Genomic DNA, 12,311 nt, shown 5'->3' with positions numbered 1-12,311 from the left:
AGTGTTCCCTCCTCTATATTAACCGCTCTTCGCCAAGGCGTTTTGCGATATAATTTGCGATGAATACGAGCACGACACTAACGATGGTTTTGAAGATCCCTGCCGCTGTAGCCAGAGAATAATTCCCCATAGAGATCCCATACTTCAATACAAAGATATCAATGGTTTGCGACCAGTCCACAGTAAGACCGTTGCCAAGCAGATATTGAAGCTCAAAGCCGGCATCCAGAATATGTCCAATGTTCATAATTAATAGAATAACGAAGGTAGCTTTAATCCCCGGGAGCGTAACATAGCGCATTTTCTGAAAACGCTTGGCGCCGTCTATGGACGCTGCCTCATACAGAGATGGATCAATCGAGGTAATGGCCGCCAGATAAATGATGGTGCCCCAGCCTACCTCTTTCCACACATTCGAAGCCCCGACAATGCCCCAGAAATATTTCCCTTCACTGAGCCACATAATCGGTTCTTGAATGATGTGAAGCTTCATTAGAACGATATTGACAATTCCATCATCAATCGACAGCGAAGTGGCAACGATACCTGCCGCGATAACCCAGGACAAAAAATGCGGCAAATAGGAAATAGACTGAACGATACGTTTGAAAAACTTGACTTTGATCTCATTTAGCAGTAATGCCAGGCCGATTGCCGTAACAGTACCAAGTACAAGGTTTATAAAACTCATGGCAACCGTATTGCGCAGTACCATCAAAAAGGTCTCATCTGCAAACAGAAATCTGAACTGCTGCAGGCCTACCCATTCCTGCTGGCCGAAGGAAAGCGCCGGACGGTAGTTCTGAAAGGCCATCAGCCAGCCCCAAATAGGAACGTAGTTAAAGATAAGCAGATAAATCGCAATCGGCACAGACATCAAAACCAGCTGCTTCTGTATTTTGAGCGTCTTCCAGCTAAGGCTCACACCGATTTCCGGATCGACTCTGCGATTTCTGGTCTTCTGTTTCTTGACCTGTTTGTCCAGTACGGCATCAGACATGTAGTGTTTCCCTCCTGTAAAATCATTCTCTCCACATCCCTATTTATGAAGAGCGGGAAATCTCCTTTCCCGCTCCGGTTCCAGCCTACTTCCGCTTACTTCACACTCCACTTTTCGATGCGCTGCTGAATTCCTTCATTTATCCGGTCTTCATAGGCTTTGATATCCAGCTTGTGGATTTGGTTGACATAATCTGTCCAGACCTCTTCGAATTCATCCGGACTGGCCATAATGGCCTTAGGCAGGAATTTGACCTGAAGATCATTCAGCTTGGACTGCGCAAGCTGGGCTGCCGAACCATCTTTAAGAACGATGGAATAGGCAGGGAAATAGATATTATTTTCTTTGGGTTCCTTGAAGAATTCAGACCATGATTTCTTGTTGTACGCCTTCAGGATTTTCTGATCGTAAGGCTTCAGACTGTCGAAGAATTCCTGCGGCTGAGTTCCGGGAGAATCTGAATTCCCGTCGCTGTAGGTACCTTGAATTTTCGGCATAGATCCCTGCATGGTAGTAATCTTGTTTGCCAGCTGCCAGCTTGTCTGATCTGCGTTCGCCCGCTGTTCCGGCGTCCGGTAGAATGATCCGTCTTCATTTACTTCATAGTCTTCGCCTTTGACTCCCCATTGGAGCGTTTTCTGCCAATCCTCTGTAATCATCTGATCCAGGAATTTGATGATCCGGACAGGGTCCTTGGCTTTGATCGAAATTCCGAATCCGCGGTTGGTGCCGACCGCTCCGCGGTCACGGTACCATTCCTCAGCGCCATCATAGAGCAGAGGGAAGCCGATATACGTATTTTCAATTTTACCCTGGGAGATCAGGGAGGTTTCGCCATCCTGGAAATTCCAGTGCTGGTCAAACATTCCGATGACCTTGCCGCTTGCGATTTTGGCCAGATACTGGTCGTAGTTCTGTACGAAAGCCTCTTTATCCATCAAGCCTTGCGCGTTAATTTCATTAAGCTTCTTGTAATAGGTCTTGGATATGTCTTTGTCGGCAAAAATCTGCGCTTTGTTGTTGTCTACAATAACGGCGCCATCATTCGGATGTCCCGCCAAGTGCTCAGGGGCGTTCTGCAGCGGGAATACACGCCAGTCGAAGTTGAGGGATTCAAACCCGATCATATCCGGGTGCTTTTCTTTATATTTGGCTATGATATCGAAATACTCATCCAGGGTCTTTGGGGTCGGATATCCCATTTCCTCAAGCACAGCCTTCTGAAGCCAGAAGCCTGGTCCCTGGTATGTCGGTTCAGTGATTTTACCTTGATATACACCATAGGCCGGCAGAACGTAGATGTGGCCGTCGCTCTCATCCTTGATCTGATTCCAGACATCGGCATAATGCTTCTTCAGGTTAGGGGCATACTTCTCAATCAAATCCTCAAGCGGAATATAAGCTTTGGCATTAATTAATTTGTCATCACCCGACATGATGTCAGGATAGTCTCCAGAGGCAATCATTACGCCGAGCTTCTGCTGCAGGTCACCCACCAGAAATTCCATATTGAAGCTGACGCCGGTTTCTTCTTTAATCAGTTTGAGAATCTTGTTGTCGGCCGTAGGCTGCTGCCCGGGACCTGCCATAAATACCGAGAATGTTGCCGGAGCCTTGTCGTCTCCGTTTGCCGCCGGACTGGCACTTCCCCCTTTGGAAGAATTGCTGTTCGAGCTGCAGCCTGTAAGTGCCAGTGTAAGTGCGAGTACACCGGCTGCTGCTGCCCGGGCGGAACGTTTTGCCGTTTTATGCATGTTGTTATGCCTCCCCTTTTTGGCTAATTACTTATATTTATTGAATCACCTGGTGACATCTTTAATTATACTTTTGGAGAATACGCTTACAATTCATAAACTATAGTACTTCCCCCCCGAAAATACGATAAAATGAAAACGTTTGCTAGCGGCGCGGCAACGGAATTTCCTTTCTTTAGTACAGGAGCAGCACTTATGCTCTTCATTTCCTCCTGTCGCCCACTTTCGACGGATTCAGAGGGATTTCCCCCTTTCATTCCCGTGCACCGCCACTTCAGGCGGGTCTATTATATAAGCAGAATTTCCTGCACAACCACAGAAAAGGATTGGCGCAAATGCGCCAATCCCCAGCACAATCTTCTATAATCATCGAATTTGTCAGTATCCTATTTCCACAATATCCCATATCATCCACCCAGGCAGCTCTTGTCCCTACTTACCGGGTAAACGTATAAGAGCTTCCTGCTTCCCCTGTGAACGAAACGGAATCCAGTCCCGGACCTTCGATCCGGCAAGGTCCGGATACGGTACATGATATCATTGCTTCCGTAACGCGTCCATCGGCCCAGGTGAAGTCGAGGATATATCCGCCCCTTGCCCGCAGGCCGCTTACGCTTCCTTCACTCCAGCCTGGGGGCAGTGTGGGAAGCAGCTGGATTACCCCGGTATGACTCTGGAGCAGCATCTCGGCAATCCCCGCTGCTCCTCCGAAATTCCCGTCAATCTGGAACGGAGGATGGTTGTCGAGCAGGTTCGGCAGTGTTGAATGTTCGAGTAAAGCGCGGACGTTCGCATAGGCTTGATCAGCATCCTTCAATCTGGCCCAGAAGTTAATAATCCAGGCCCGGCTCCAGCCGGTGTGGCCGCCGCCGCTTGCCAGTCTGCGTTCCAGCGTGGTACGGGCGGCCTCAGCCAGCTCCGGAGTATGCTCTACGGTGAAAGCATCGCCAGGGTACAATGCAAACAGATGGGAAATATGGCGGTGCCCCGGCTCCACCTCTTCATAATCCTCCATCCATTCCTGAATCTGGCCGTATTTCCCGATCTGCGGCTGGGGCAGACGTGCCAGAGCGGCCGAGAGTTCTTCAAGGAAGCGCTCATCTCCGCCGATGATATCCGCACTGCGGATGCAGGCCGCGAACAATGCTTCAATAATTTGAAAGTCCATTGATGCTCCGGCGCAGAACACACCAGACTCGCCGCCCGGCAGCTGATAGGTATTCTTGGGAGAGACAGACGGACAGGTAATCAGGCGGCCTTCATCGTCTTCTATCAGATAATCAAGCAGGAACTGCGCCGCCTCCTTCATCGTCTCATACACCTGTTCCAGGAAATAACGGTCCTGGCTGAACCGGTAATGCTCCCACAGATGCAGGCACAGCCAGGCAGCGCCCAGCGGCCAGAAGGAAGCCGGCAGGTAGGTATCCTGAGGTGCCGTGTCTGCCCAGATATCAGTATTATGATGCGCCGTAAATCCTCCGCAGCCGTACATCACCCTGGCTGTAACCCGTCCCGGCTCCCGCATCCGCTCAATCAAATCAAACAGCGGCTCATGGCATTCAGCCAGATTGCAGATTTCGGCGGGCCAGTAATTCATTTGCGCATTGATATTAATGGTGAATTTGCTGTCCCAGGCCGGGGTGAAGCTGTCATTCCAGATGCCCTGCAGATTCGCGGGCAAGGAGCCCGGGCGGCTGGACGAGATCAGCAGGTAACGGCCATACTGGAAGTAGGCCGCCAGCAGACCGTTGTCCTCCTCCCCCTTCTGAAACCGCTTCAGCCGCTCGTCGGTCGGCAGCCCGCTAAGGTCCAGGTTCTCCGGCAGCGTCAGCGTAACCCGCCCGTACAATCTGCGGTAATCCGCAATGTGACGGCCCAGAAGCGCTTCGTAGGAATCCCGGCTCAGCTCTTCCAGCCTTCTCTTGGCCTGTAGCTGCGGCTCGGGATGGCGGAACGTGGTCCCTGCAGCAAGCAGCAGGGTAACCGAGCTTGCCCCGTCCACAAGCAAATATTCTCCGATGTTGCGGCAGGTGCCGTCATTGGTGACAGCCTTCAGGACAGCGGCAAAGGAGCTTCCCCCCTGACCACCGCCATAGCCGGTCATCACCAGCCCGCTGTTCTGCCACTTCTCAATTTGCTCCAGGTATCTCCAGTTGTGGCGGTTAAACCGCGCCTTCAGGGAAACCCCGTTCTTACGGCCGGAGGAGATCCGGATGACAATCGCCTGATCCGGAAAGCTGGCAAACAACTCGCGGGTATACCGGACGCCGCCGGTTGAATAGCTCACCCGGGATACGCCGCGCTCCAAATCAAGTTCCCGCCTATAGTCCGCAGCCGGCTGCTCATGTCCGTCAAATGACAGCAGCAGCTCGCCAAGCGGCAGATAATGACGCTGCGCTTCAGGCAGTCCTGCCATTGACATCGCTGCCAGCTCTTCCGCTTCCCGCAGCCTCCCCTTCAGTATCAGACTGCGGAGTTCCGGTAAATGTGGCAGGGCATCCCCGTTATTACGGTCACGCGGGCCGCCGTACCATACGGAATCCTCATTGAGCTGAAGCTTCTCCTCAGCGATGCCGCCATAAATCATCGCGCCAAGCCGCCCGTTGCCAACCGGCAACGCCTCATTCCAATCCCTCGCCGGTTGACCGTACCAGAGCCCCCGCTTATGTTCCATGCTTGTCATGATCGCTGCACCCTTTCAGGTTATTCCAGAGTGAATGAAGCCAGACTTGCGCCGCCGTTGCCGGTATACGTAAAATATAAGGCCTGAACGCCATCGGGAATGGCCACTTCAGCAGTGTAATCCTGCCAGATATTCGTAAAGCCCACCGGTATCCGTCCAAGTGCAGGTCCGTTCCAGGAAGTTTTCACTTCGAACTCACCCTGGCAATAGCCGCGCACCTTGATTGTGACCCGGTTGATACCCTCGCAAGCGAAATATTTAAACCCGGCAGCAGCTGAATCCGTCATATTGGCAATATAGCCGGCTTCCTCATCGCCGTCCCTGCCGTCCTGGGTAATCTTCGGAAACCGGCTGTCCATCCAGGCACCCGTACGGCCGAAGCCTCCGGTGTACATTTCCTGGTCTTTACAGAACAGATGGCAGGCCAGATAAGCCGGATATTCTCCCCGGCCTTCGAGCGGGCCTCCGTTCGGACCGCAGGACGTAATCTCCGCCTGGGGAATCGTGCCGTCTTCGCGGAATTCAATCCGTTCAATGCAGCCCTGGCGGCAGAACGCCGTCCCATGGGTATGCCGGTGATAAAAAATGTACCATGCTCCATGGATTTGAACGATGCTGCCGTGGTTATTGCCGCCGTAAGCCATCGGCTGGTCCGCCGGCTTGTACGTATCGATATGAAGATCACAATTACTTACAATGACTCCCTGGTAGGTGAAGCCCTTGGCCGGATGCAGGCTGGTTGCATAACACAGCTCATGCATGGAGACCGAGGAATAGATCAGATAATAGATATCCCCTCTTTTGCGGATGGAAGGGGCCTCGAAGAACTCATAACCTTCAAACCCGCTCCCCTTGCTGTAGGGCTGGCTCGGCACAACAAATACAGGCTCTTCGGTAATCGTGAGCATATCCGGGCCAAGCACCGTTGCCATAGCTCCATGTCTGGACGAATCTCCATAACCGCAGAAGCCGGTGTACAGGTAAGTGTTCTCCCCTTCGGTCAGCACACCCGGGTCAAACTGCGGCTCGTCGCCTTCCTTCTCTCCCAGGCGTATTCCATCGGCATAACTTACATATCCGTAGAATTCATATTTACCGCCCGGCTTGTCGCAGACTGCCACCGATACGACAGGAGCCTTATCCAATACATAGTAGAGATAGTACCGCCCGTCCGGTCCAACGGTGACATCAGGTGCATACAGGCACATGCTGCCTTCCGTGTTCAGCGGATCATCCGTAGTCTCGTAAATCACGCCTTCATACTGCCAATCGGCCAGATTATCCTCCGGCGCCGACCAGCAGGCATAGTCATTCAGGCAGAATGCGTGCCCGTTAAAACGGTCATGTGAACCATACACATACACTCTTCCTTCAAAAACGTAAGGCTCACCATCCGGGATATATTCCCATGACGGGAGATACGGATTAAAACCTTGTTTTTTAGCCATTCTTATTTTCCCCTTGTCATTTTGTCCCTATCAGTATAGTGAAGCCGCATGAGCGAAGTCCATGACATATAGACATCTAAGATTGATCTATCCTGAGATGATGAAATGGGACCGGATTACCTATAAATTTTAAGGAAAACGCTTTAATTTCTTTAGTTCCGCTTATGATATACTTTGGCAAAACCCTATCCATTGGAGGATTGTTATGAATATTTTCACAGAAGGCTCCTTTTATACAGGGAAATACAGAAACCTGTTCCTTGAGAACGGGATACCGGCAAAGACGATCAGCCAAAGGCTTGAAGCTACCTGGAACGAAATGTTCTACGGCGCTTCCGATGTCCGGATCTACCATCCTATGGGTGACGATATGGGATATATCGTAGATACCGGCAATACCGATGTGCGGACAGAAGGCATGTCCTACGGGATGATGATGGCAGTGCAAATGGACAAGAAGGAAGAATTTGACCGGCTCTGGAAGTTCGCCAAGATACATATGCAGCATACGAAAGGCCGCTACAAGGATTATTTCGCCTGGCACTGTAAGCTGGACGGAACACATCTCTCACCCGGTCCGGCACCGGACGGGGAAGAGTTCTTCGCCATGGCGCTGTTCTTTGCTTCCAAACGCTGGGGCGACTGTGCTTCACCGTTCAACTATTCTGAACAGGCCAGAATCATCCTCCGCGCCTGTGTGCATAAAGGGGAGAACGGAGAAGGCGATCCGATGTGGGACCCGGCGACCCGGCTGATTAAGTTCATTCCTGAAACCCCTTTCAGCGATCCTTCCTACCATCTGCCGCATTTCTATGATTTATTCGCTCTGCAGGCGGATGAACAGGACAGGGCATTCTGGAAGGACGCAGCAGCCAGAAGTAGAGCGTACCTGCACAAGGCCTGTCATCCCGAAACCGGCCTGTCGCCGGAATACGCCAATTATGACGGGACTCCGGCTGAACCCCAGCCGCATGGTGACTTCCGCCACTTCTTCAGTGATGCTTACCGGGTCGCTGCCAATATCGGGCTGGATTATGAATGGTTCCGCAGCGATCCTTGGCAGGTAGAGCAGTCTAACCGGATTCAGGCGTTCTTCCGGGACATTGATAGTGCCGATTACCGGCGCTACACTATAGACGGCCAGCCGTTTGATGAGCCTTCCCTCCATCCTGTCGGTCTGCTGGCGACCTTAGCCATGGCCTCGCTTGCAGCTGATGGACCGGATGCCGGACACTTCGTTAAGCTGTTCTGGCATACCCCGCTTCGCACAGGGGAGCGCCGGTATTACGACAACTGCCTGTACTTCTTCAGCATGCTGGCTCTAAGCGGAAACTACCGGATCTATAGATAGACAGAGAAATCGCTCCTGACAGGAGCGATTTCTTGTATTTGTTAGGCTAGTAATTCAGTCATGCCTGCCAGGAGGAGAACGCGATGGCCCTTATTCACTATGTTGAGTGCAATACTTCACACACCGGTAATTTTGTTATTGATGTTCCCGCAGGCTCTCATTGGCTGCTTGTTATTACCAAGACTCCAGCCGAGTTCTGGGTACATGGCGGGCTCAAGCTCTATCCTGCTCACAGTGTAATCCTCTACCGTCCACAGCAAAAGGTCTATTACCGGGCCAGTGCTGACCTTTTCGTCAATGACTGGATCCGCTTCGAAACCGATGAACCCTATATCACGGGATCTCCGCTTCCTTTTGGTGTTCCCTTCGCGTTAAGTGACCCCGACTACTGCCAGAAACTGCTTGAGCTGATTGTCAGTGAACACACTTTCAACCGGGATTGCAAAGAATCCTCCATCGATTATCTGCTCCGGACCCTGTTCAACAAACTATGGGAATCCTGCTTCCAGGATAATATTACACCGCAATACTACAAATTGCTGAAGCTGCGCACGGCTATTCAGATTAACCCAGGAGATTACTGGACCGTTTCAAAAATGGCGGATGATCTTCAGATTAGCCCAGGCTATCTCCAGAACATTTACAAAAAAACCTTTGGAATCTCCTGCATGGATGATGTCATCAACAGCCGGATTCGTATGGCGAAGGAATACCTGATCCACAATGCCCAGAGTATTGCCGATGTGGCTTCACGGTGCGGATATCAGAATGTGGAGCACTTCTGCCGGCAATTCAAGCAAATGACCGGGCATACGCCGAGAAATTTCCAGAAGCAGGCCAAAGACTAACGCCTATGCTTGAGAGGATCAAGCCGGACTACCGGCATTCTTGAAATACTGCTGCACGAGAAATTCCATCATCTCGCCCGGTTGCTGTCTGTTAAAGCCGGCCTTGTCTGCAAACAGCATTCCGTACGGTGCTTCAGGGGTATAAGGCTCCCACCGGGGTAATTCCAATCCTGTTGAATCCTGGCCGTTCGGGTCTCCGCTGCGGATGAAATGGGCCGTATAATTACACATCTGCCGGGCCAAATCATAATGCTTGCCGGTAAAAGGCCTCCAGCATTTGGCAAGCGTCTCGAAGAAGAACCAGAGGTCTACGGAGTGGAAGGTACCCGGGTTATCCCACCCCGGAATCTCAGCATCGAAATTATAATAGTAGAGCGGCGTTTCACCGCCGGTGTCCGCATTGGCCTGTGCAGCAACACGGATCGCGTATTCGATTCCGCTTACGGAAGCCCTCTCCCGGGCTTCCTCTAATGGAACTGTCTGATCCCCGCAAAGCCGGAGAAAAGTACCGGCATCTTCACCGAACATATCTGCGGCCAGCTGCTTGAGCTCGTCAAATGTCCCGGCGGCCGGGGTACTAAAGAACTCCGAGGAGGTATGACCCAGCATTACCGGTACCTTCAAGCGCTTGTTCTGAAGAAACAAATCGAACGGGTTGCCTGTCAGGAATCTCTGGTCTGCAACCGTGCCCCAGAATCCCCCATACTCTACGGCCTTGTCCCGAAGATAGACCGCATCCAGCTGCCGGGCTTCTGCAAGTGAGGATACGCCCAGGTAATTGAAGAACCGGGTACCGTCATGCTCAGCCTCCTGCAGATCACTGCGGTGAGGAGGCAGCAGGGTTCCCGGATACAGCTTTGTGAAAATCCCGCTTTCAACAATCGCCCGCTGAAACAGCCCTTCGTTCTGCGGTGAGGTGAGCTGGCTCATGACACTTCCGCCGCCGGCAGACTGTCCGCCGATGGTGATATTGTCCGGATCGCCTCCAAATGCCGCAATATTGCGCTTCACCCAGCGGGTCGCTGCCTGTTGATCGAGGTTGCCAAAGTTGGCGGGCGCCTCCGGCGCTTCCGCTGTTATTTCGGGATGGCAAAGAAATCCGAAGGCATTCAGGCGGTAGTTGATTGTCACTACCACTATGCCTCTGCGTGCAATACGTTCACCGTCAAATTCCATTTCAGCCGGATGGCCTACCTGCAGACCTCCGCCAAAATACCATACATATACGGGAAGCTTCTCGTCCGGAAGTTTAGCTGGTGTCCACACGTTCAGGTACAGACAATCCTCGCTCATCACGATGTCCGGTTCTACGGCCCATTCGCGGGTATAGATGTTATTATCATCCAGCTCTTGCCTTACCTGCATGGAGACCGGTGCGAACTGGTAAGCATGCAGCACACCTTCCCAGTCTTCCGCAGGCTGCGGCGCCCGCCAGCGGTTCTTGCCTATTGGCGGAGCGGCAAAGGGTATCCCCTTGAAGCTCGTAATCCGGGGATCAGCTGCCGGCAGTCCCTGAACCGTCCCGTTTTCAACATTTACCACTCTTAGCATGTTACCGTCTCCTTTGTGAAGGTGAATGAATTGAACTACATTGAAGGCTTGGTATTACGCACTGTGAGGTAACCGTTTTCATTAACTTATACTAGAAATTCTAATTTACCGCCCTATCTAAAACAATGATCTAAGCCAAATCATAATTGATGTATTCTAACATCTGAGTTTATACGCGTTTATTGCTACACAAAAAAATCCCCTTACGGGTAAGCCAGCACGTAAGAACATCTTACAGATGTCTTCGTGCGTTTGGCTTCCGTAAGGAGATTTTACTGGGGACGTGGTTATTCCGGAAATCCGCCGCTTAAAAAGATATTCGATCTGCCAGCCGGGACAGCAGCGGCAGCCGTCTTCCCCGCAGCAGCGTGTAGACCGGAGCGATAATTAGAACCGCAAGAAGAATGTAAACCAGATAGTATCCGGCATAAAAAGTGATATAATTGATGCCCGGTACGAAATACAATAGCGGGAGTACGAATTTTAGAAGGGTAAAAACAACAATGAGTGTAAGAATCGCCTTCAAATGATCCTGCAAATATGTATTCGTGATGAATAAATAAATGACACTGAGAATGACGAAGAAGTAGGACAACTTCAGATATGGACTCACCAGCAATGTAAATTCATAACCGCCAGACTTGGAATAAATATTGTACAGAACCGGTACCGCCGCCAGAATATAGAGCATAATCATACTTAGCTTAGCGGTTACCACTGGGCCGGAATCATGGTTACTGCCGGAAGACAATTTGACGCTCTCCTGCTCCGTCTTCCCGGCCGGTTCTCCATGTTCTACCGGTGGCAGTTTAACCAGAAACAATACCGTCAGCACGCTGACAACCACTGTATAGATCAGATTGGTTGGCCGAAGAATCTGCGACGGGTGCAGGCATGGCTGGTACAGAATAGATATCAGCTCCACGGACAGAAACATCAGCACCAGACTGTGCCTTCTCCCAAACCATATCACACAGACAACTGCAGCTATGGCTGCTACTATCGATATTAAGCCAGCCATACTACCGCTAGAAATTTGGTTGTTGTCGATATAAGCGATAAAGCTATAAAACCGGTTACTGAAAAGAGTGAACAGAAGCTGCAAACCAAATAATATATACACTATCGTATTGAGCTTACCCGGGCGAACGCCGCCTGTTTCCAAAGTCATCTTCCCTTTCAAATATAAGGATATACGACCTTTATTCTCTACTCCAGACGATTTCCCCTGCTTTATTGATCAGATATGCTGAATATTCATTGTTGTTATCTATGAATCCTTTGTCCGCTCCGGCTTTGAAATCCCGTACATTAGAGAAAGCAGGCTTGACGATCACATCACCCGCTACATTTTTGAAGCCGAACCCGCCGTCACTATAAGAAATCATGCCATCGCCATAACCATTAATTTGATCGGCACCCGGAATGGCGATAATATTGCCCTGGTCATCTACAAGCCGCTGAGTGTAATCGTATGCTTCTCCGCTCAGCGCCAGCAAAATATAACCGTCATGGAACCGCCCTACGAACCCATTTCCAGTACTGAACTCAGGCTTCAGAATCAACTTTCCTTTGGTATCGAGGAGATCGCTTTTGCCGTTCAATACCGCGGTAGCCACGCCTTCAGAGAAGGAGCTGACGGATTCATAAATCGGCTTGATTGCCCATTTATGCCG

The 12,311-nt window shown here is 51.1% G+C and carries 9 protein-coding genes; 2 read left to right on the top strand and 7 right to left on the bottom strand.

Features of this window, described 5'->3' with window-relative positions:
• Positions 1 to 13: 13 nt before the first annotated feature.
• The 4 genes from PBOR_RS13060 to PBOR_RS13045 all read right to left on the bottom strand — a co-directional run bounded on the left by PBOR_RS13060 (position 14) and on the right by PBOR_RS13045 (position 6,885).
• Positions 14 to 1,000, bottom strand: coding sequence for an ABC transporter permease (locus tag PBOR_RS13060; RefSeq protein ID WP_042212207.1), 987 nt, complete (start codon positions 998 to 1,000; stop codon positions 14 to 16).
• Positions 1,001 to 1,095: 95 nt separating this feature from the next.
• A complete protein-coding gene (locus tag PBOR_RS13055; RefSeq protein WP_042212205.1) occupies positions 1,096 to 2,754 on the bottom strand; it encodes a type 2 periplasmic-binding domain-containing protein in 1,659 nt (552 codons plus the stop codon).
• Between the two features lie 436 nt (positions 2,755 to 3,190).
• Complete coding sequence (locus PBOR_RS13050) at positions 3,191 to 5,437, bottom strand: glycoside hydrolase family 95 protein (protein WP_042212204.1); 2,247 nt, start codon at positions 5,435 to 5,437, stop codon at positions 3,191 to 3,193.
• A 20-nt stretch (positions 5,438 to 5,457) separates the two neighbouring features.
• On the bottom strand, positions 5,458 to 6,885 hold the full coding sequence (locus tag PBOR_RS13045; RefSeq protein WP_042212201.1) for a family 43 glycosylhydrolase: 1,428 nt from the start codon (positions 6,883 to 6,885) through the stop codon (positions 5,458 to 5,460).
• Between the two features lie 205 nt (positions 6,886 to 7,090).
• Here PBOR_RS13045 and PBOR_RS13040 point away from each other — a divergent pair, with 205 nt between their 5' ends.
• Together PBOR_RS13040 and PBOR_RS13035 are read left to right on the top strand one after the other, a co-directional pair.
• Positions 7,091 to 8,236 carry a family 8 glycosyl hydrolase gene (locus PBOR_RS13040; RefSeq protein WP_042212199.1) on the top strand — a complete coding sequence of 382 codons (1,146 nt, stop codon included), beginning with the start codon at positions 7,091 to 7,093 and terminating at the stop codon, positions 8,234 to 8,236.
• Between the two features lie 83 nt (positions 8,237 to 8,319).
• Positions 8,320 to 9,084 (top strand): helix-turn-helix domain-containing protein, encoded by a 765-nt coding sequence (locus PBOR_RS13035; protein WP_042212197.1) that lies wholly within the window; start codon positions 8,320 to 8,322, stop codon positions 9,082 to 9,084.
• A gap of 18 nt (positions 9,085 to 9,102) precedes the next feature.
• Here PBOR_RS13035 and PBOR_RS13030 read toward each other — a convergent pair whose 3' ends face one another.
• The 3 genes from PBOR_RS13030 to PBOR_RS13020 form a co-directional block, all read right to left on the bottom strand.
• Positions 9,103 to 10,635: a carboxylesterase/lipase family protein gene (locus tag PBOR_RS13030; protein ID WP_042212195.1), complete on the bottom strand. Its 1,533-nt coding sequence runs from the start codon at positions 10,633 to 10,635 to the stop codon at positions 9,103 to 9,105.
• A gap of 307 nt (positions 10,636 to 10,942) precedes the next feature.
• Positions 10,943 to 11,656, bottom strand: coding sequence for a hypothetical protein (locus PBOR_RS13025; protein ID WP_218918902.1), 714 nt, complete (start codon positions 11,654 to 11,656; stop codon positions 10,943 to 10,945).
• Between the two features lie 181 nt (positions 11,657 to 11,837).
• Positions 11,838 to 12,296 carry a WG repeat-containing protein gene (locus PBOR_RS13020; protein WP_081972025.1) on the bottom strand — a complete coding sequence of 153 codons (459 nt, stop codon included), beginning with the start codon at positions 12,294 to 12,296 and terminating at the stop codon, positions 11,838 to 11,840.
• Positions 12,297 to 12,311: the final 15 nt, after the last annotated feature.

The sequence above is a fragment of the Paenibacillus borealis genome, assembly GCF_000758665.1.
Lineage (GTDB): Bacteria > Bacillota > Bacilli > Paenibacillales > Paenibacillaceae > Paenibacillus_AQ > Paenibacillus_AQ borealis.
The sequence above is the reverse complement of the archived record's forward strand: the minus strand, read 5'-3'. Positions and strand labels throughout refer to the sequence as shown.

Bases quoted from the DNA above. Each gene is read 5' to 3' on its own strand.
- PBOR_RS13050 (WP_042212204.1), bottom strand. From the start codon at position 5,437: ATGACAAGCATGGAACATAAGCGGGGGCTCTGGTACGGTCAACCGGCG.
- PBOR_RS13060 (WP_042212207.1), bottom strand. From the start codon at position 1,000: ATGTCTGATGCCGTACTGGACAAACAGGTCAAGAAACAGAAGACCAGA.
- PBOR_RS13035 (WP_042212197.1), top strand. From the start codon at position 8,320: ATGGCCCTTATTCACTATGTTGAGTGCAATACTTCACACACCGGTAAT.
- PBOR_RS13040 (WP_042212199.1), top strand. From the start codon at position 7,091: ATGAATATTTTCACAGAAGGCTCCTTTTATACAGGGAAATACAGAAAC.
- PBOR_RS13055 (WP_042212205.1), bottom strand. From the start codon at position 2,754: ATGCATAAAACGGCAAAACGTTCCGCCCGGGCAGCAGCAGCCGGTGTA.
- PBOR_RS13045 (WP_042212201.1), bottom strand. From the start codon at position 6,885: ATGGCTAAAAAACAAGGTTTTAATCCGTATCTCCCGTCATGGGAATAT.
- PBOR_RS13030 (WP_042212195.1), bottom strand. From the start codon at position 10,635: ATGCTAAGAGTGGTAAATGTTGAAAACGGGACGGTTCAGGGACTGCCG.
- PBOR_RS13025 (WP_218918902.1), bottom strand. From the start codon at position 11,656: ATGGCTGGCTTAATATCGATAGTAGCAGCCATAGCTGCAGTTGTCTGT.